Source organism: Bartonella sp. M0192 (assembly GCF_016102305.1).
GTDB classification, from domain to species: Bacteria; Pseudomonadota; Alphaproteobacteria; order Rhizobiales; family Rhizobiaceae; genus Bartonella; species Bartonella apihabitans.
The window spans coordinates 1581986-1603146 of sequence record NZ_JACFOU010000001.1 but is presented as its reverse complement, the minus strand read 5'-3'; the positions used below and the strand labels follow the sequence as shown (position 1 = coordinate 1603146).

The 21161-nt window shown below is 43.9% G+C and carries 19 protein-coding genes and 1 tRNA gene; 4 read left to right on the top strand and 16 right to left on the bottom strand.

Annotated elements, in window-relative coordinates:
* Positions 1-61 precede the first annotated feature (61 nt).
* The 3 genes from H3S82_RS07025 (at position 62) to hpaR (ending at position 3020) form a co-directional block, all read left to right on the top strand.
* A complete protein-coding gene (locus H3S82_RS07025) occupies positions 62-919 on the top strand; it encodes an IclR family transcriptional regulator (RefSeq protein WP_198232052.1) in 858 nt (285 codons plus the stop codon).
* Positions 920-959: 40 nt separating this feature from the next.
* A complete protein-coding gene (locus tag H3S82_RS07020) occupies positions 960-2117 on the top strand; it encodes an alpha-hydroxy acid oxidase (protein WP_198232053.1) in 1158 nt (385 codons plus the stop codon).
* Between the two features lie 414 nt (positions 2118-2531).
* The gene (gene hpaR, locus H3S82_RS07015) at positions 2532-3020 is read left to right on the top strand and encodes a homoprotocatechuate degradation operon regulator HpaR (protein WP_198232054.1); all 489 of its coding nucleotides are present in this window, start codon (positions 2532-2534) and stop codon (positions 3018-3020) included.
* 97 nt (positions 3021-3117) lie between these two features.
* Here hpaR and H3S82_RS11290 read toward each other — a convergent pair whose 3' ends face one another.
* From H3S82_RS11290 to H3S82_RS06945, 15 genes are all read right to left on the bottom strand, one after another.
* On the bottom strand, positions 3118-3243 hold the full coding sequence (locus H3S82_RS11290) for a hypothetical protein (protein ID WP_255519327.1): 126 nt from the start codon (positions 3241-3243) through the stop codon (positions 3118-3120).
* A 992-nt stretch (positions 3244-4235) separates the two neighbouring features.
* Positions 4236-4853 carry a TetR/AcrR family transcriptional regulator gene (locus H3S82_RS07010; RefSeq protein ID WP_198232055.1) on the bottom strand — a complete coding sequence of 206 codons (618 nt, stop codon included), beginning with the start codon at positions 4851-4853 and terminating at the stop codon, positions 4236-4238.
* A 440-nt stretch (positions 4854-5293) separates the two neighbouring features.
* Positions 5294-7411 (bottom strand): TonB-dependent receptor, encoded by a 2118-nt coding sequence (locus H3S82_RS07005; protein WP_198232056.1) that lies wholly within the window; start codon positions 7409-7411, stop codon positions 5294-5296.
* A 98-nt stretch (positions 7412-7509) separates the two neighbouring features.
* Positions 7510-8472 carry an ABC transporter substrate-binding protein gene (locus H3S82_RS07000; protein ID WP_198232057.1) on the bottom strand — a complete coding sequence of 321 codons (963 nt, stop codon included), beginning with the start codon at positions 8470-8472 and terminating at the stop codon, positions 7510-7512.
* Positions 8473-8483: 11 nt separating this feature from the next.
* The gene (locus H3S82_RS06995; protein WP_198232058.1) at positions 8484-9545 is read right to left on the bottom strand and encodes an iron ABC transporter permease; all 1062 of its coding nucleotides are present in this window, start codon (positions 9543-9545) and stop codon (positions 8484-8486) included.
* On the bottom strand, positions 9542-10552 hold the full coding sequence (locus H3S82_RS06990; RefSeq protein ID WP_198232059.1) for an iron ABC transporter permease: 1011 nt from the start codon (positions 10550-10552) through the stop codon (positions 9542-9544). The genes H3S82_RS06995 and H3S82_RS06990 overlap by 4 nt, the downstream gene beginning before the upstream one ends.
* A 1-nt stretch (position 10553) precedes the next feature.
* Positions 10554-11354: an ABC transporter ATP-binding protein gene (locus tag H3S82_RS06985; protein ID WP_198232060.1), complete on the bottom strand. Its 801-nt coding sequence runs from the start codon at positions 11352-11354 to the stop codon at positions 10554-10556.
* A gap of 606 nt (positions 11355-11960) precedes the next feature.
* Entirely contained in the window at positions 11961-12773 is an 813-nt protein-coding gene (locus H3S82_RS06980) for an MBL fold metallo-hydrolase (RefSeq protein ID WP_198232061.1), read from the bottom strand.
* 10 nt (positions 12774-12783) lie between these two features.
* Complete coding sequence (locus H3S82_RS06975; RefSeq protein WP_198232062.1) at positions 12784-13557, bottom strand: TatD family hydrolase; 774 nt, start codon at positions 13555-13557, stop codon at positions 12784-12786.
* 2 nt (positions 13558-13559) lie between these two features.
* Complete coding sequence (gene metG, locus H3S82_RS06970; RefSeq protein ID WP_198232063.1) at positions 13560-15107, bottom strand: methionine--tRNA ligase; 1548 nt, start codon at positions 15105-15107, stop codon at positions 13560-13562.
* Between the two features lie 80 nt (positions 15108-15187).
* A complete protein-coding gene (locus tag H3S82_RS06965) occupies positions 15188-16231 on the bottom strand; it encodes a DNA polymerase III subunit delta' (protein WP_198232064.1) in 1044 nt (347 codons plus the stop codon).
* Positions 16218-16871 carry a dTMP kinase gene (tmk, locus tag H3S82_RS06960; protein WP_198232065.1) on the bottom strand — a complete coding sequence of 218 codons (654 nt, stop codon included), beginning with the start codon at positions 16869-16871 and terminating at the stop codon, positions 16218-16220. The genes H3S82_RS06965 and tmk overlap by 14 nt, the downstream gene beginning before the upstream one ends.
* Positions 16872-16901: 30 nt before the next feature.
* Positions 16902-18068 carry a D-alanyl-D-alanine carboxypeptidase family protein gene (locus tag H3S82_RS06955; RefSeq protein ID WP_369458837.1) on the bottom strand — a complete coding sequence of 389 codons (1167 nt, stop codon included), beginning with the start codon at positions 18066-18068 and terminating at the stop codon, positions 16902-16904.
* Between the two features lie 49 nt (positions 18069-18117).
* Positions 18118-19254 (bottom strand): septal ring lytic transglycosylase RlpA family protein, encoded by a 1137-nt coding sequence (locus H3S82_RS06950; RefSeq protein ID WP_246785246.1) that lies wholly within the window; start codon positions 19252-19254, stop codon positions 18118-18120.
* 398 nt (positions 19255-19652) lie between these two features.
* A tRNA-Lys gene (locus H3S82_RS06945) sits at positions 19653-19728 on the bottom strand.
* 526 nt (positions 19729-20254) lie between these two features.
* Between H3S82_RS06945 and gpt the strand changes: the two genes are divergently transcribed.
* Positions 20255-20752 (top strand): xanthine phosphoribosyltransferase, encoded by a 498-nt coding sequence (gene gpt / locus H3S82_RS06940; RefSeq protein WP_078039507.1) that lies wholly within the window; start codon positions 20255-20257, stop codon positions 20750-20752.
* 202 nt (positions 20753-20954) lie between these two features.
* On the opposite strand, the gene H3S82_RS11145 is transcribed toward gpt, so the two are convergent.
* On the bottom strand, positions 20955-21161 hold a 207-nt coding region (locus H3S82_RS11145), incomplete at its 5' end, for a hypothetical protein (protein ID WP_210326699.1).

Below are 21161 nucleotides of genomic sequence, written 5' to 3'. Positions count from 1 at the left end.
TGCATATTGGCGTGCGTGTCTTTATAAGCGCAACAACGTTATTGGCAGTGGAAGTGGCATAATGGGCAGATCCTCGGCAGATGTAAACAAGCAAACGAAAAAAAAGGAGAAGGATCCGAAAGGTTCTTCACTTTTTATCGGGTCTACGGAAAAAACATTCAGGGTGCTGCATGCCTTTGACGGGCCGCAGCGCCATTTGCCTTTATCCGACATTGCAAAGCGTGCAGGATTGGATAGGAGTGCAGCCCAACGCATCGTCTACACTTTGGAAACCTTGGGTTATCTGCGCCGGGTGCATCAAACGCGTAATTATGCGCTTTCGCCCAAAATACTGCAATTTTCTTATGATTATTTGCGCTCGAACGAATTGATCGACAAAGCTGCGCCTTATCTTTTGGCCATCAGTCGTGATATTGGAGAAACGACAAATCTACAGGAATTGGACGGCGCCGACGTAGTATTTGTCGCACGTTTCCCCGGGCAGCATCTGGTCAATGTCGATATTACTATTGGCAGCCGATTGCCTGCCGTCTTTACAGCAACCGGCACAGCGATCCTCTCGCGCCGTCCTTCAGAGGATCTCGATATCGTGTTGGCGCAGACCAGACTTGAGGCGCTGACGCCGTTTTCGGTCACCGATCCACGAAAAATCCGCGACCGCGTGCAACAGGCAGCCGAACGAGGCTACGCCATCGTGACTAATGAAACGGTTATGGGCGATATTTCCATTGCAGCCGCCATTACGGATGAGCACGGAGTAGCAGTCGCGGGCTTGAACATTGCTGTGCCAACCACACGCTGGACAGTCGAGCGGGCAGAAGAAGAGCTGGCGCCGTATGTACAAGTGGCGGCTACATCCATTTCATTTTCCAAGTTTAATTCCTACGCGCCGCAGACAAGCTTGAATAGAAAATCATAGCTAAAGAGAAGGGGGAGAAGCATGAAGGGGGGGGAGGAACATGGAGACAAAGCTCCATAATTTTTATGATTTTCGAGCCTATGCGCGAAAGAAACTTCCCCGTCTTCTTTTTGAATATATTGACCGTGGAACAGAAGATGAAATCGCTCTGACAGAATTACGCCAGTCGCTCGATAGTGTGCGCTTCGTTCCTGAAGTTCTAAGCGGATTGGAAACAGTTCAAACCGATTTTATGTTTGCCGAGAAAACTCACGCACTCCCTTTGGTGATAGCGCCTACAGCATTGGCAGGACTTGTGTCATTTGACGGGGAAGTGAAACTAGCGCGCGCTGCAGAGCGAGCCAGGATACCATTTACGATTTCTACCCAATCGGTCACACCAGTGGAGCATATCAGGGCAGGGGTGCCTGATGCGGATTTATGGTTTCAGCTCTATGTCTGGAAAAACCGCGCATTGACCGATCAATTATTGGATCGTGTTTGGGCAAGCGGCGTGACAACGCTGGTGATTACGGCTGATACACCGGTCTCGCCTAATCGTGAATACAATTTGAAAAACGGTTTTTCAATACCATTCCGGCCTTCCATACGGGCCGGTTTGGATGTTGCAACCCATCCTCGCTGGTTTTTTCGCGTTTTATTGCCATATCTGCGTTCTGGCGGAATGCCATCTTACGGGCATTACCCGCAAGACTTCCGCCATAACGTTACATCGTCGGTGCAATCACAAGATTTGCAGCTCGAAAATTTGTTGAATTGGAATGATGTAGCAGAGCTGCGTAAAAAATGGCGCGGCGAGATCATTGTAAAAGGGATCTTAAGTGTCAACGATGCCCAAAAAGCACGGGCAATCGGCGCAGACGGCATTGTGGTTTCCGCGCATGGTGGGAGAAATTTGGATATTGCTGTCACACCTTTGGATGTGCTGGGCCAAATCGTTGAAGCTCTAAACAATCGCCTAGCGGTTTTCGTCGACAGCGGCGTGCGTCGCGGCAGTGACGTATTGAAACTGCTGTCTTACGGCGCCAAGGCTGTTTTTATTGGTAGAGCACCACTTTGGGGATTGGCTGCCGCAGATGAACAGGGAGCTGATGCGATGATCGCCATTTTGGCAATGGAATTGCAAAAAGCTATGACGATGCTCGGCCGGGTTTCAATAAATGACTTGAAAAATGTTACACGTTTTGTCAGTCGCTAGGCTCGATAAATTTTGGCTACAACTTAGAATAAGAGTCCTAACTATTTTGGCGTATTTATAGCGGTTGAGACCTTTGTTTTCACAAAACCGGAGAAAGTGCCAGTTCAACATACCAAAACATCGGCATGGTATTTATGTCGGGTTGGTTATCAATAATGAGGAGCTTTATTATTTTCTGGACATTTTTATTGCTGATTTGATCAACGACCAGCGTCCCCGTCTCTCGTGCCCGATATAAAAAAGTTCCATAATATATCTTATGCAATAAAAGGACGAATAAGAGAACGAACTCCCGGTGCATAGTGATTACGGCGCAGTGACAACAGAACAAGAGCTCCTTCTGACCGATCTAACAATTTGCAATTTTATTGTTCGCAATTTATATGCGTGCAATCCAACATCGAGATTACGAAAATGACACTTCGATCATTCCAGAGATCGACTCCTATGGCGCTCCTTTCAGCACGTGAAGCGATTATGGAGTATCTCCGGCCGCATTTGAGGAATTTCAATCTAACAGAACAGCAGTGGCGCGTGTTGCGAACCTTAACGGCAGTCGATGAAATTTCTACCACCGACTTGGCTGACTCTACTGTCATTCTGGGTCCTTCGCTCACACGCATTTTACGTGATCTTGAAGACAGGAAACTGATAAAAAGGTGGACTAGCCCAGAAGACGGACGACGTTCAATGGTAATGATAAGCAAAACCGGTTCCGACCTCATCGGGGAAGTCGGGGTTGGTTCCGAAGTGATATATAACGAAATAAGTCGGGCTTTCTGCCGAGAGAATTTGTCAGAATTGCATAAATTGCTTGGTGAATTTATAGAAAAAGCTAAACTGGCTGGTACCATTATCCATAAAATATTGGAAGAAAACGCTGGCCAGCCCGAAGAAAAGTAGCTTACCGATTTTGAGTTTTGTTTTCCGACAAGGAAATATCGTTAATCCAGTCGGTAGTTATCCTCTTTCTCGTATCTGACTGGTTCTTCAACTTCTATTAGTCAAGCGACATAACGGCATTTACCTGCCCTGTTCCGGAAATAGCAAAGAGTTCGGTAACAAACTCCGCTGTCCCTTTGTAGGTTTCTCCACCTAATACGCCTAACATCCATAGACGTGTCATGCATAGAACCTTCACCAAAGGAAACAAGAGAACAGTGAGCTGCTTTCGCAATAATTTCAAGATCAACCTGTGAAATCACATTGAAAGCCGTTCTTCCATCATCTGCGGCTACCGAATGGTCATTGACTTGGTTAAGTACTCCATCACGACGAAACCGTTCAAAATCTTTATTCGCCTTTTCAATCCGCTCTCTCAGTGTATTTTTGCCATCTGTCCTCTACCCTTGCTATGCATTATTTTTCAAACGTGAACGGATGGAATTTTCTTTCGGGAAGCGTTTTTATTGATTTTGTTAATCTCGAATGAAAGCGTGAAATTTGGTTCGCTAAAAAGCTCGGCGCAAAATTTGCTTGCAACTAGAAAATTTTGTTACCGGCATTAATGATTTGTTGCTTTGTGTGCCCTGCTCCGATGCCTAGCGTCAGCGATATAAAAGCGCACAATCGGCTATGCGATAAATTTCTGTCTGTTAAACACTAACCCTTATACCGCCTAAAGTGAATATCGGGTTCGATTTAAGAACTCACCATAGCGAGTCACACAACACATCAATATCAATGCGATTTTCAAAATTCGCTGAATATTCAACAATCATATGTGGCACGATAAAATTTACTAGCACAACCGATCTATTGGTTACTATAATATTTAATACGTTAAATAGTTTAATAAATATCAAGAATTGATTTCAAAAACCGATTGCGAGGTGAGTGAAACTTGTTCAACCCAGCGGCAAAATAAAAATCCAGAATTTCAAGGAACACATGTTGAATCGAAGCGAGGTGCCTTGATATCAATGTCGATTTTGTCGGCTACTTACCTCAAGATTTGAAGGAATGTTTACTGCCGATGAGCTAAGTTTCAATTTCTCTTTTTTTAGTTTTGCATCAATATTCACATACCGCGGACTTTTAACCAAATATAGAATCGATGAACGTTATCGCATCAATGGAATAGAGATTTTTGATACCCCTCAAATATCTTACATCCATTTATTTTCGTTCGGAAATTTCATCAAGAATAGAAAGGCTACCCAATATAAGTGCACGAATGCCAATGGCATATTCATCATCTATACCCAAAATGCCGAGGCTTGATTGATAACGGGTTAAATCTTCCTCATCTGTATTATCCGGCAAAACGCTATCGGCTACCGAAAGTGTATGATAACAAATGGTAAAAGCGAGCCAATGCGACTGAATGAACGAAAGATGGTAGGTTTCAGCGAGTTTCTGTTGATGTATAAAAATGCGCTGTTCGATTGCGGGAGTAATCATATCGCGGCGAAGCAGATAAGGCGTTATACCTTGGTGAGTTTCGACGAGTTTCCACAATGAAGAAGCAAGTGTTACAAGATAATCATGCAAACTAACGTTTGACGTTATTTGAGGTAATTTCCACTTCAAGAAAATGGTTTCTGCAGCAAGAGTTTTTAAAGCCTCCAACCCGTTAACGTGATTATAGAGAGCCATATGGCTCACACCTAATTTTTCAGCAACGCCAACAAATGTAATTTTGGGTAGCCCAATTTCAATAGCGGCTTCCAGTATTCTATCTTTGTTGATTGTAGGCGGTCTTCCCCGTGAAAGTTTTTTGGGCGGTTCAGTCATTAGAGCCAATTTTGTTCGAGTTTTAAGAAAGAAATTTGAAAAAATATATCACGAACAATTGAATAGAACAATCAGATGGCTTCCGAGCCTAACAACTTTTTGTCTTTAAAATCTGCTTATTATGTGACGCGAGCAAGTTTTAATGAGTGACAATTTATCGGGGTGAAACTGCCCGATGAATCTACACCCACTATGTGTCTGCATCATTCCTGTTTTAATGGTTTTATTAACCCGAAACAGTGGATTAGCCTACTTAATTAGACAGGCGGCTCAAACATTTCAGTCAATCCAAACAATCAAAAGAACAAGTGGTGCGTTTTATGTTTCCTGTATTTTTTTATGAAACAAATATCTCGCTCGATAAATGGCTAACGAAAAAGCCATATAGAACGCTATATGGCTTTCTCGTGATTTGACCAGTCAATATGTAATAACGACCATTAAAATTTCATTTTCAAACCAACACCGAATTCACGTGGTTCGGTAATATAAGCTTGAATACCAGCTATACGATCGCGATTTTTTTCTGTCGGAACACGTTCATCAAACAGATTTTTTGCATAGCCAAATATTTCCATATGATCATTCGGTTTATATGATAGCTGCATATTGGCAATTGCATAGGATCCCACGCGTAAAGCCGGATCATTATCATCTGTTGAATAGTAGTCATCTGTGTAGCGCACATCGCCACTCAAACGAAGGTTTTCGATGATATCCCAATCAGCACCGACATTGAACATGTAACCCGGTGCTTTTGCAAATTTCTTACCATCAAACACATTGCCGCGTGTGTCACCGAATTCACTTGTATCGGTATGGAGAAGCCCGAGGCCTCCGCGCAACAGAAGATTGTCAAGCAATTGATAATCGGCTCCCAATTCCGCACCGTAAGTTTTTGCTTCATCGGCATTGACGATGATTGAACCGAATTGTTTGCCGTTCATGTAATCGGTGACAGAACGTTGGGAATCTGTGTAGCGGGTGTAGAAAATATTCGGAGTAATAGAGAGTTTGCTGTCAAGCACGGTGATACGCGAGAAAATTTCATAGTTCCACGCTTTTTCAGCATCAAAATCATAATACCGCTTACCGGAAAAATTAAGTCCGGTTCCGCCCGGCAAATAACCGCGAGAAGCCATAACACCAACAGTTATATCGTCGCGAATATCGTAAGAGAGTGAAATTTTCGGAAGTACCGCATCAAAACTTTCATCATAAATGTGGCGAACACCCGGAACATAGCTTGCAACACCGTCGTGCCGGATACCGTCATATTGATAACGCAAACCTCCGGTCAACGCCCATTTTTCAGCAAAACGATATGTCAGTTCGCTGAAAACACCGACACTGTCCTGATCGACGGTAAAATCGGTTGATGCAAAGTCGTGCAACATATGGTTGTCCGAATTGCTTTTTGAATAAAACACGCCGCCAAGACCACTTAAAGTCGTTGTTTCGTCGCCAAAATTGACGCGAAATTCGTTCGAAACATTATCGTAGTCTTTTGAAGCGGTACCGTTAAACGAACGACCGAAGTTATAATCATAAGTGCCGTTTGAATATTCTAACTCGTTAAACAGAATAACCGTGTTTCCCAGATCGTATTTCATGTCAAAAATACCGGCATCGGTTTTGGTCTGGATATTGTCTGTACTATTACGTGTATCGTGAAGTTGGTCATAAGGGTGTGAGGCAATTTCGAAAGCAGGCCGCCGTGAATCCATGTGTGAATAGGTAAGCTTGCCTTCCAATCCGGGTATTTCTGACGGTTGCCAAAGCAGTTTTACACGGCCGTTGACATTACGCGGGTCGTTATCCATATCCGAATCCAGAAACTGGGGATTTGTATATTTGATAAACGTATCGCGCCCGCTATAATCAAGTGCGATACGACCAGCGAGTTCTGGTGTTATAGGCCCCGAAGCCATAAGAGAGCCGCGTTTTTGTTGTCTGGTGCCATAGAGAGTTTGTATTTCTGCCTCTGGCGTAAAAGTAGGATCTTTTGTCTTGATAACAATCGCACCGGCGATCGCGTTTGCCCCTTGGGTTGTGGTCTGCGGACCGCGGAATACTTCAACAGATTCGACATCCCAAATCGGTGCAGCGCCAATACCGAATTCGCCCGCACTCAGATAACGTCCATCGACGCTGATTGTCGCACGGGGAATTGGGTTAGCCAAATAGGCATTACCTTTTACCAACGGACCTTTAGTATCAACGCCACGGATAATCGGCGCATCACTGTCATTTGTATAAAGAACGTTCGGCGTTCCTTTGAGAAGATCGGTCAGCGTTGTCACAGCAGGCCGTTCCGCGATACGGTCACCGCTGAGCACCGTCACCGAACTTGCGGTGTGTTGAAGCGATCGCAAAGATTTTTCACCGCTAATGACGACTTTTTCCAATACAGTATTATTAGACGTTGTTTGTTTCTGATCCTCTTTTTCCTCGGCAAAAGCAGAAGGAACTGCAGAAGATAATACAATCAGACCACAAATGATCCGATAATGGGCTGACGATAGGAAAAACCGGTTTTTCGATAACGTTTTTGACATCAGATGAAACCTTTTAGGGAAAACGAAGAAAATATGAGTTTATTACTCATGATATAAATTAAGTCAATAATTATTTTATATAGTGAAACAAAATATCCTCATTTTGTTTTGGCCCATTTTCTCACTTCGCCTAATGTGTAACGGGCACTCAAAAAACTGGGTGTGAAGACCTTGGAGCCATCAAGATAAATGACTCGTCCCTCACGCGCCGGTTTCATATAGGTTGCCCACCCCGGCACCAATTTATTCAAAGCTTCGTTTGTCGCTTCAACGCTTTTGTCAGGGGCCCCCCAGTTAATGATTACAACAAGAATATCCGGATTAAGGGAACCGAATGTTTCTGCACTGATTGGCAATACTATTTTTGGAGATCCGTCTGAATGGGTCTTGTCGTTCGAAACTTCAAAAGGTTTCATCCCCAAATCATTAAGAGGTTGAGAAACGCCAATTCCCTCTCCCACAATGTTGATCTGATCCATTATGATGACGGGTAGATATGTCTTGTTTTCGAGACTTTCCGGAAGCTGTTTTTTTGTTTCCTGAACATCTTCAAGATATTTTTCTTTTAGAGTTTGGAATGCGGTTTCTTTGCCAAAAAGTTTTGCAAGGTTTTCTTCAATGACAAAATTATCAAGATGGCCGGTTGTGTAATGCTGCATATAGACGGGCGCAACGGTAGAAAGCTGTTTGACCTTATCGACATCGAACTCCGTACCAATAATAAGATCCGGTTTCATTGAATAAAGTTTTTCAAGATCAACTTGACGGTTATTCCCTATTCCTTGAGGTTTTTTCTGGTTCGGCCCGAACAGAGTATCAATGAAATCGGCACCGACCTGATATGTGCCGTCATCGGCGCGGCCAAAACTGCCAATCGGATTGACTCCAAGCTCGATCATCGGAATGGCGATTGCTGGCTCACTCATTACAACGACCCTCTCGGGATGATCCGGAATATCGACTGTGCGCCCCATAGTATCAACGACTTCCCGAGCCTCGGCGGTTGCGGAAATTGTCAGTAGAACAGTGCTAATTAACAAAGTTGAATATTTGATACGCATGAAATATTTCCTTATTTTTGAAAATACTGACGAAGGGTTTTTAGGCGTAAAACGATAATGAACAACGGAACACCGATAATGGTGGTTGTTAATCCCAAAGGCATAGCAATGGTTGTTGCGTTTTTCGAAATGATGTCGGCCCCGATGACGAGATTTGCCCCCACAAGACCCGAAAGATAAAGTCTGGCACTCCCATTCGCACCACTCATAAATTGTGCAAGTTGCGGTGCCAGAATGCCTAAAAAAGCAAGCGGCCCCACAATTGTTACAGAAGCGGCACTTAACAAGACTGCGAATAATAATAATAGGGGACGGGAAATGATAACCGGTTCACCGAGCGACTGCGCAAGCTCGTTTCCCAAGTCGTACCGGTTAAGCGAATGTCCTGAGAGAAAAATTCCGACGAGGCTGAACACAAAAAGCGGTAAAAATGCCGAAACGCTTAACCAGTTGGCCTGAAAGAGAGAACCGGCCATCCAGCTTGATGCATTGTAGGACGCTTCGGTTGGCAGATAAAGTATCAGGAAAGAATTGATTGAAGCGAGAACCGTTGCAACGGCAATCCCCATTAAGAGAATGACCAGACCGCCAGAATGCCGGTTACCAACCAAAGCAAGCAACACTAATGCGGTGCCCAAGCCTCCGGCAAGAGAGGCAAATGTGATGAGAAGACGGGATGCTGTAGGAATGAAAGCAAGCAAAACAATTGTCGTTGTCAAGGAACCGTGACTGATACCGAACAAACCCGGATCAGCCAAAGGATTACGGGCAATCGGTTGTAGAATAGCTCCGGAAACTGCCACACTCCAGCCAATCAAAAATGCCAAAGCCAAACGTGGAAGGCGCACATCCCATAAAGCAAAATAGGATTGGTGATTGATCTCTTCGCCCGAGACAAGTTTCAAGAAATCGTAAAGGCCGGTATCGATTGTCCCCAAATTCAAGGAAATGAGAAAAAGAAAAAATGCGGACAATAAAAGCAAAATCCCGACCAGGAAATTGCGGATGACAAGCTCTTTTCCATTTGCAAAGCGGATCGAAAGCCGTTCGTCAAGTGTGCGCGATATCTTCATATGTCGTTCCTGTTCTTTGGAGAAACATAGAATTTTCGGATCAATAAAATGAAAACGATACCGCCGAATAGATCCAGAATAATTCCGGTATTGACGACATAGGGTTGAAAAGCATTTTGCGAGATAGTACTCGCCAAAAGACAAAGGGTTGCTCCCGTTAATGCGGAAGCCGGTAAAGTTACTTTAAAATCCTGTCCGACAAGCGGTTTTATCATATGTGGAACAATCAGACCTATAAAACTGATTGGTCCGCAGACCGCTACGGCAGAACATGAGGCGACAATTGCACATGCCAGAGCGAAGCGGGAAACAGCGACCGTTCTTACCCCCATTGAAGAGGCTTTCTCGCTGCCAAGGAGAATGAGGGTTAGCGGCTTCGACAACATAAAAATCAATGCGAGCGCCAAGATACCAATCCACCAGAATTGATACAACCGATCAATATATGCATGGTTGATATTACCGGCAATCCATGACAGGAACTCGCCTCTTCTATCGGCATAAGACAGTAAAAGTGCATTGCTTAGGCCGATGAGCAGCATGGATACAAGCGAACCGGATAAAATAAGCATGAGACCGGTGGTCTTTTCATTGCCGCCGGCTATACGTGCAATGATTGTACAGAGAACAAAACCGAACAGGCCACCACACAAAGCGGCCAACCCCTGCTCTGCCAGATTTGCACCGAAAAGTAGCGCACCACCCACGACAAAAAGCGTAGCTCCTGCATTGATTCCGAGTGAAGAAGCCGAAGCGAGCGGATTACGGATAAGCCCTTGAAATACCAATCCCGAGCTTGCCATAATCAGACCTGCATAAATAGCAATAATTGCGCGTGGGAGGCGCTGGTAAAGGATGGATGCCTGACCATAATTGTTCGGCTCTCGCCATACCAGAACTTGAAAAACATCAGACGGCGAAGAAAATGTGCCACCCCAAGCTATTCCGAGATAGAAAACAAATAAAAAAAGAACAACACTCCCAGCCCAGAACTTGGAAAAATTCATTTTATTCTTCCATGTAACGAACAGACTGGGCCGCGTCGGGATAAGGCTGACAAATGAGATGCCCGTTATGAACAAACAATTCTGCCGGAATTCCGAAGACTTGCTGTAAATTTTCTTCCGTAACAACATCTTGCGTTCGGCCGTGAGCATGAATTTTGCCCGCTTTCACCATCACAACATAATCGGCAAAATAGGTCGCCAGATTGATATCGTGCAAAACGACGATGACAGTCTTTTTCAGCTCGCAACTCAATTCCCGAACGAGCTTCAAAATAGCGTACTGATATTTGACATCGAGATGATTGACCGGCTCGTCAAGCAATATCATATCGGTTTTTTGCGCCAATACGAGCGCGAGCCAGGCTCTTTGCTTTTGTCCGCCCGAAAGAGAATTAACTGGTAAATGCGCCTTGTCAGCTAGCCCGACAATCTCGAGAACCTGATGGAAATATTCGCGATCTTTCGCTGACGGGCCGGAAAACAAAGAATTACGTGCATAAGAGGAGAGCTCGATAAGTTGTCCCAATGTCAGATAATCGGGACAAAAACTCTCCTGAGGAAGATATGAAACGAGTTGCGCAAGTTTTTTCCGATGAAAACTTCTGATATCGCGCCCATCCAAGGTGATCTTGCCACCTTGAAGATCCAAAAACCCCATGATCGCTTTGAGAAGCGTTGATTTGCCACAACCATTTTGACCGATAAGAGCTGTAACTTCACCAGGAATAAAATTGACGGAAATATCGTGCAAGATTGTCAACTTGCCATATCCGGCTTTTACGTTGTGTAAATCCAGTTTCATATCGCCCTCAATTTATTTTAGGGCGTAAACTATATAAAATTTCTCAAGTTTGCAATCTCAAAAAATAAGGGAATATTTTCGGATATTACCTGTTTTCTATAAGATCATACGGATATTAAGTCGAGTAGACACCGTCATGATAAAATTGAGCGCTCCACCTGCCCTTGTTGTGGTTGCGGAAATGCTAAAAACTTCGACATTTTGAACTAATAGATTTCCGTATGCGATGAAGCTAACAAATTATTTTTGCTATCCACTTTAGTAACGAGATAGCTAATCAATCAATATAACCCATTCGATATGCCGGATAATGGGTTAAAACCCAATATTCCGAATTTGTCCGGCGCACTCTTTTCAGCCTCTCAAATTCATGATCTTTGGGAACAAAAAACTGAAAAGATGGCCAGTTTCAAAGCTGTTTGTTAACTGGAGTCATTGATTAGTCGACAGGATTTTGGGCTCATTCCAAAACTGGGAAGTTTTCACAGTGCCATGTAATCATCACCGTAATATGTGATTATATTACCCGACATCTTGCAGAAAAAATGCCGACATCTGGATGTTTTTTAACCGAGAATATTGTGCCGGCATTTTTATTCAATGGGCCTATTTTGCGTCGACCTCGAAAGTTAGTCCTTGATAGGCTGGTTCGACATTGTCGGGCGTATATTTCGCCACCTCGTCGTAATCCAGAGCAATATGCATATGTGTCAAGATAACCCGCTTGGCATTGAGTTTTTTACCCCATTCAACCGCTTGGTCGACGGAAAAATGACTTGGATGAGGGCGATATTGAAGAGCACCGATAATCAACACATCAAGGTTTTCGAGATATTGTGGGGTCTCTTCAGGAAAAGCATTCACATCGGTACAATAGGCGACGTTATCCAGCCGGAAACCGAGCGAGTGGATATCCCCGTGTATTTGTAAAACAGGCATAAGGGTTATCGGCCCGCCCGCACCATCTATCGTGAATTTGTTGTAAGGGGTAATTCTTATACGGTTTAATATTGGAGGATAATTCGACCCTTCCGGCGTTTTGAAACAATAGCCAAATGCTTCGTCCAGTCTTTGGTATGTCTCATCATCGGTATAGATATTCATAAGATGATGTTGGCTTATTGCATAAGTCCTCAGATCATCAATTCCGTGAATATGATCTGCATGAGGATGAGTATAGACGACAGACGTTATTTCATGAACATGATGGTCAACCATCTGCGAACGGAAGTCTGGCCCTGTGTCGACAACAACGGTTGTTCGATCTCCATTTTCCTTGATACGTTCAATCAATATCGATGCGCGATAGCGATAATTTTTAGGATTATCGGGGTTGCATGCCCCCCAATCACCATTAGCACGGGGAACCCCCGGCGAGGAGCCGCAACCAAGTATTGTAAACTTGTAGCGATCTTGCATAAATCTTGTCCTATTTCATCTTGGAGAAAATACGGTAAGCATTTTCCGTGGTGTGCTTGGCTATTTCATCAAACGGGACACCAAGAACATCAGCCAATACTAACGCAGTCTGTTTGACAAAGGAAGGTTCATTTGTCTTGCCCCTGAACGGCACGGGCGCGAGATAAGGTGAATCGGTTTCGACCAACACTCGTTCTATTGGCACGGTTTTGGCAATCTGGCGGACATTTTCAGCATTTTTGAACGTCAATATGCCTGAAAACGAGATATATCCGCCAAGTTCCAGTGCCGTTTGTGCAAGCTCACCTCCGGATGAAAAACTATGAAGGATGAAAGGAAATCTTCCTTTTTTTGTTTCTTCAACCAGAATGTCGCGTGTGTCATTGTCGGCATCGCGTGTATGGATAACAAGTGGCAAAAGGCTTTCGCGGGCGGCAACGATATGTTCGTGAAAATTACGTTTTTGCTCCGCGGGTGTAGCATCGTCATAATGGTAATCGAGCCCCACCTCGCCTATCGCCACAACTTTCGGATTTTTTGCAAATTCCAGAAGTTTTTCAGCTGTCGTGTCATTTTCGTCATGAGAAGAACTTGGATGTGTGCCAACCGAGCAATACACATCCTCGAACCGTTCTGTTATATCCAACAGCTTGTCCATATCCCGAACAATCGTGGAAATAGTGATCATCCGAGCCACGCCGGCCTTATGAGCACGATCGACGACTTCATTGAGCTCTTTGCTGAAAGTCTCGAAATCCAGATGGCAATGTGTATCGACAAGCATGGTCAATCTTCGTCTTCTGTGGGAACGTAACGTGGAAATACCGGCTCTGGTGCCGGCAATTTCGTTTCCGGAACAATTTTCCGGTTAACTATATCATCAAGCATACGTTCGTTTTGATCAATTGCCAGCAAATCAAGGAGTTTTGAAGCTGATTGCGGAATGAAAGGACAAAGCAAAATGCCAACTTCTCTCAGTACTTCAACTGTTACATAAAGAACCGTCGAGAAGCGTTTGAAATCCGTCTTTTTTAGTGCCCACGGTTCTTCGCCAGCAAAATAACGATTCGCATCCGAAATAACTGCGAAAATGGCACTTAAAGCCAAATGCGGTGCTTGCTTTGCCATTGTTTCACGAGCTATTTGAAGCGCGTTTTTGCATTTATCCAAAAGCTCGCTATCCTGCTTAAGAAATTTGTCAGGAACCGGCACAAGGCCATCACAGTTTTTCATAATCATCGAAAGTGATCTCTGCGCGAGATTACCAAGATCATTGGCGAGATCAGCGTTTGTCCGATTGACGATAGCATCGTGACTATAACTTCCATCCTGACCGAACGGCACTTCCCGCAGAAAGAAATAGCGCACCTGATCAAGGCCGTAATGTTCAACCATCTTGAACGGATCAATAACATTTCCGACTGATTTCGACATTTTTTCCCCACGGTTCAATAAAAATCCGTGTGCAAAAACACGCTTTGGAAGCGCAATCCCCGCCGACATTAAAAATGCCGGCCAATAGATTGCATGAAAGCGAATAATATCTTTACCGATGATATGGGCATTCGCAGGCCAAAAATTTGCCCTTGGCGTATTCTTGTTCGGAAAACCGGTGGCTGTCAGATAGTTTGTCAGCGCATCGACCCACACATACATGACATGCTTGGGATTACCCGGTACCGGTATTCCCCAATTGAATGTTGTACGGGATATCGAAAGGTCTTTCAGACCGGATTTCACAAAACTGATAATTTCGTTCCGGCGTTCATTCGGACCAATGAAGTCGGGATTTTTTTCGTAAAATTCCAATAAACGATCTTCATATTTAGACAGACGGAAAAAATAGCTTTCCTCTTCATTCCATTCCACCGGTGAACCGACTTCTTTCTCCCGCCGGATTCCATCTTCCCCTACTTCAGTGTCGCTCTCGTCATAGTAAGCTTCCTGACGCACAGAATACCAGCCCGAATAACGATCAAGATAAATGTCGCCGTTTTCTTCCATCAACTTCCAGATGGCCTGACAGGCATCATAATGGCGCTTTTCGGTTGTGCGAATAAAGTCATCATTCGAGACATTCAATGTCTTGAGCATTTTTTGAAATACGGCGCTGTTACGGTCCGCCAGCTCCAGTGGTGTCAATCCCAGTTTTTCGGCAGTCTGCTGCATTTTTAAACCATGCTCGTCGGTGCCGGAAAGAAAAAACACATCCTTGCCATTGGCTCGTTCAAAACGTGCCATAGCATCTGTTGCAATAGCGTTATAGGCATGACCTATATGGGGATTGCCATTCGGATAAAAAATCGGTGTTGTTATATAAAATTTTTCACGCATCGGATATCCAACTATATCAATATCAGCTTTTCATCTGACATAGCGATAGTTGAGGCACTTGTCACGGAAAAACCAAATAGTCAGACATCTTCCGCAATCAATTTATGAAGCTTATAAAGAACATTAATCACAAATTGTTTTTTATCCAGATTAAAAGCTTCTGTTTTTGCGATCTCGTCGGCAATATTCTTCCAAGCATCGGCATAGCGGTTACTTAGCAACGAATTCCCGCCAAGCCCTGCTTTCATCGCTTTTGATGAGATAATAGAAAGCAAATTATCGCAAAACTGGTGAAATTGAATGATAGCGTCGCGCCCCGATAAGGCTTGCGCAATTGTCTGAGCTTTAACGACATCAAAGACCGACCCATTCAATAGTTCCCGTTGAACACGGATAATTTCCATTCCGCCATAACATATCAATAGAGCTGCTTTTCTGACACTTCCCTCGGATTCTGCTATGATTGCGTCCAATTCAGATGTCTGTGGTAACTGGTTTACCAAAATATGGTGGAGCGCTTTTTCCATATTATCGTAATCAAGTGGACGAAATTTGACGAGATGACAGCGCGAACGGATTGTCGGTAATAAACGTCCCGACGAATTCGATATAAGAATAAAAAGCGTTTTTTCCGGTGGTTCTTCAAGGGTTTTCAAAACGCCGTTTGCGGCAGCCCTATTCATATCGTCAGCGGTATCGATGATCACGACTCGCCAGCCACCATTATAGGAGGTTTGACCTAAAAACCGGTTGATTTCTCTTATATCGTCAATCGTTATACCGGTATTGAAGCGTTCTGTTTTGTTGTCATATCGCCTTGAAATATGGATAACGGAAGGATGACTGCCTTGAGCAATTTGCCGCCAAATCGGCGAGCTATCATCGGGTGCTATAAAATCTCCGGAAGCCGAGGAAAGAATATTCCATGCCAGATGGTAAGCTAATGTTGCCTTTCCGATACCAAGCGGGCCTCCAAACAACAGGGCGTGATGGAGACGCCCCTCTTTGCGCATATTGCCGAGCGAGCTTATTACGCTGTTGTGGCCAAAAATATGTGTGTTTTGCGAAGGACGGATAACGCCATCAATGTCATCATATTGTCTTGGCGTTTCAAGTTCTGGCATCTTTTTTCCTGTCCAAAAAAAGCAAAGTTATATTTTCTATTTTTTTCGCGATGTCATTAATATCCCGGGTTGCATCGATAACATAACATCTTTGCGGTTCTGCTTCCGCTATTTTGAGGAAGGCTTGCCGACGCGCTTCTTGAACTGCAAGAGCGTCTTTTTCAAAACGGTCCACTTTTACGGCCTTTCCACGCCGCTTATTTGCCCTTTCCATACCCGCTTTTGCCGGTAAATCCAGTATAAAAGTGATATCGGGCATATGCCCATGAATTGCCGATTTCTCGAGTATCTCGAGATATTGATTGATATTCTCGCCATTTGCCCCCTGATAAACTCTGGTCGAATCAATGAACCGGTCACACAAGACAATTTTTCCTTCTTTTAATGCCGGTTCGATGACTTCGTTCACATGATCAATGCGTGCGGCGGCAAAAAGTGTGGCCTCAAAAAGCTTACCGGCTTTTAAAGCGCTTCCCGAAAGAAGGACATGCCTTATTGCCTCGCCACCCTCAGTGCCACCGGGTTCGCGGGTAACAACCACGTCATAACCTTTTTGTTTAAGGAATTGTCCTAATAGATTGATTTGAGTAGACTTTCCAGCACCCTCCCCACCCTCGAATGTAAAAAAATAGCCACTCACTTTGAAATCCTGAATATTATTTATGACAGATCAAATATATTTTCTTAGCCAACCGATTGTCAGTTCATATAAGGCATCTTTGGCTTTTCCGACAAGTCCTGTCTCATGAACTTCATCAGCAGTAAAAACCGGCTTTTCCAGAAGAACGGTTTTATTCGCCAATATTTGTAATTTACCGACTTCAACATTAGGCGATATAGGCGCGTCCAATGGGCCATGATAAACGATCCTGGCCGATATGACCGGTTTTTTTTCGACATTCATCAAAATGTCGACAGGCTCCTTGACCGAAAGCGGGACAACCGGCTTCACGCCGCCAAAAACACGTGCGTAACCAACAATTACATCTTTCGGAAAAACCTGTTTGAATTCGAATGCATTCATTCCCCAGTTCAATAATTTCGCTGCTTCGGTCGGCCGATCTTTTTCTTTTTTAATACCGTTTAAAACCAGAAAAAGTTGTCTGTTATTATTCTGGATAACTGAAGATGTGGAAAATCCTGAACTGTCACTATAGGCATTTGCAAAACCTTGAGCACCGATATCCAATGCAAAAAGCGGATTTTTATTACGTTGGGTAATTCTGCTCCAGGTTATTTCCGGCTCGGAATAAATTTTGAAATATTTCGGATAATGCGTCGCTATATATCGTGATAATCTTACAATATCGCTGGCGGTGGTATATTGGCCATTTTGCGGTAATCCGGTTGCATTTACAAAATGGCTCGAGTTCAGCCCCAATTCTTTGGCTCGTTCATTCATAAGATCAGCAAATTTTTCTTCACTGCCGGAAATACCTTCCGCCAAAGCAATTGCCGCATCATTGCCGTTTACGATAATCATGCCGCGCAGCAAATCAAGAACGCTTATATCACTATTAACCGGAGCAAACATTGTATTTGTCCGCGATGGTGCACCTCCGGTCCTCCATGCGTTAATGCTGATGTGAAAAAGCTGGTCTTCACGCAATGCGCCACTATCGAGCAGATGAAAAACCACTTCCGCAGTCATCAGTTTGGCAAGAGATGCAGGTTCAAATTTCGTGTGAGGGCTTTTCTGATAAAGTATCGACCCTGTCTCACCGTCGATCATGATCGCTTGTGTGGCTGAAACTTCAAAATTTTGGCCAAAAGATTTCGACGTTACAAAAGCGAAAAAAATGGACAATAACAGTTTGATAATAGTTGAGCGCATCATTGGTCTCCGTGATTTGATTTCAGCACAAACCAGCGGTTCACTCAAGTGCTTAACGGAGACTAGCAAAACTGAAAGCTTCACTCACACCTGTTGCCCAAGCCAGTTCAAGACCATGATCCGGTGTTCCAACGGCTGCTTTTGCAACTCTTGCAGCCGACTTTACCTCGGCTTTCGCAAAATCTTTTCCAACAGTTGTTTTTGCGCTCTCTTTCATGTCGTTTTTGTCGGCCGGTTTTCCAGCTTTATTTGCAGAAGAATCCTTCGAAACAGGAACAGATTTTAAATTGTCATTGTGATTGAGAACGGTATTGAAAACGTCATCTTTAGAGTTCTTGATCGCCTGATCAGCAAAGGCCACCAATTGGGAGTTTTCCGGCTTGAAAGCAGGAAGAGGTCCAACGTCCGGTAAATTCGGGTAAGTCGTTCCAATTGTCGTCTGCTCATTAAATTGTGGAGCAGCTTCTATGTTGGAATTTTCCGATGCATTCTGTGTCGTCGGCAAATTAAGGTTTACCCCGGCCATAGCGAGCAATGTCTCGGGAGTGATATTGCCTGGCTTGTAAGACGCCATAAGGAACTCTTTATCATTCCCTTCAATGGGAGCCCGCCCGACATATTCCACTTTTACGTCAGCCAAACCGTCATCTTTATAATCAAGCATTGTGGCTGCTTGTTTAGAGAGGTCAATAACCCGATCAGCTGCAAAAGGCCCTCTGTCATTGACGCGAACAATTATGGAAGCGCCATTTTCCAGATTTGTTACGCGTGCATAACTCGGGAGAGGCATTGTCGGATGGGCCGCCGTCAAATTATGCATATCATAAATCTCGCCATTCGCCGTCAAACGACCGTTGAAAGCTGCTCCATACCATGACGCACGACCTACTTTTTTATATGCCCGTTCGGATGTTGAAAGATAAGCAATGGGCCTTGCGGTCTTGCCTTCTTTATAGAAGCTATTTTCGGCCTGTACTGCTTTTCTCAAATGCGGTGTTGCCGGTTTTGCAGCAGGTATTACTGTATAAGCTTTTACTTGGCTGCTTTCGGGTTTGACAGGCGTTGTGCCTGCTACTTCTTTTGCATGATTGGCACACGCTGAAAGCATTATTGCAACGACTGAAACAAATAAACCACGAGCAAAAACCTTGCTTTTGTTCTTTGTATTCTTTTCAACTTCTAACAGCATCAACTAACCCGTCTGATTTAACCATCAATAAGAGAAGGTGACGTGAGGCGATCATTAACCTTGACATATTTACCCACGTTCCCGAGCCTTATCGTGTTGGATAAGATTTCATGCCGTTTCAATTAACACATCTTTAATAATTCTTTAAGAAGTGTATACGCGCGTGAGCCGACTTTCTTAAAATATCGTTAACAAACGCGCTTTTCCAATCCTGTCGCCCTTCTTGATTTTGCAATACCGACCAATGTGATAATGAGGTTGAGAGGCAAGCAAATAGCACAAGGGAAATAAAATTCGGAAGCCTATTCCGACCCTACGGGAGTTAAAGCAATTAATTTTGTTATACGGAAAAGAATGTAAATCAGACCAGTTTTATAAAAACAAACTTTTTGATGAACTGGTGAGCGCGCAGGGATTCGAACCCTGGACCTACTGATTAAAAGTCAGTTGCTCTACCGGCTGAGCTACGCGCTCTTTCACTATGGTGATTACCTGATGAAAGTGGGCGGAACATACGGGCGAGATCGCGTCAGGTCAACACCTTTTAGCAAAAAATTTTCAACTCGTTTAAAAATTCTTGCTTTTCCCGACATAAGTACACCAGCTAAATACATATTTTTGCTGATCCCTCAAACGCCAAAAAGCGCGATCTTGTTTGACTTTTTACGGTACTGCCGAACGTTGATTGCCAATAATTGTCTATTGTAACGGAACAAAAAGCCGGTTTAACCGGTTTCCGGTTTATCGTTTCGGTGAATTAAAACCCATATCGTAAATTCGCTGTCGCGATGCAGATTCTAACCATCAATCGTTCATCGCTTTGTTCAATGTCTATTCTTGCGAATCGCAAACATCTGATTGCGGTGACTTTATGGTTGCGAGCCGATCTGACACAGATTCTAATCGGCAAATGATATAACTGATGGCTAACTGCTTGATATGGACGGTAAAAAAGGATTACAAGGCACAATCAAAATTTTTGGAAATTTAGGAGCTTGGTATGTCGCTTCCGGATAAAGCTTTTCCCGTAAGCTGGGATCAATTTCATCGTGATGCACGCGCCTTGGCGTGGCGTATTGCTGACCAGAAAAAGGAATGGCGTTCTATGGTTGCCATCACCCGCGGCGGTTTGGTTCCCGCTGCTATTATCTGTCGTGAACTTGGGATTCGCCTTATAGAAACTGTATGTATTGCATCTTATCACGATTACCGACACCAATCGGAAATGGAGATACTTAAGGGAATTAGCGACAACGTCAAAGTCGATGATGGAGAAGGAGTTCTCGTTGTCGACGATTTGACTGACACGGGTAAAACAGCAAAAATCGTTCGCGATATGATTCCGAAGGCCCATTTCGCAACAGTTTATGCAAAACCGAAAGGCCGCGCACTCGTTGACACTTTTGTGACCGAAGTCAGTCAGGATACATGGATCTATTTCCCTTGGGACATGGGATACGCGTTCCAAAAACCGATAGCCGATTCACATGCAGGTTAATGGCAATCTAAAAAAAGATTCATCCTATCTCTTTCTAATCCGATTTGTATTACAAATCACCTTGATGGATTGACCCGACATAGGCTCCAGAAAAACAAATTCTGGAGCTTAATTTATTTGTGCCTTACGACAACTGTCCTGACAGAGAAGAATAGACATGCAGATCGATTTTAAAACCTGTTTTCTTAACGGGATGGGCTTTTTAGAAAACCGTTAGCGTGTCTTCAATTGGAAGCAAAATCGGCTCAACAAAATCGAGCACATGCCCGCCCCCAAATACTTTTTCACTTTTTCGTTGCCACTCCACATTTCTTCGCCAATAGATCTTTTTATTTAATTCAACAATTAGTCGGCGGAGCTCGATGCCCGAACCTTCAAACTGAAAACACTCGATCATTCGACACGCTTT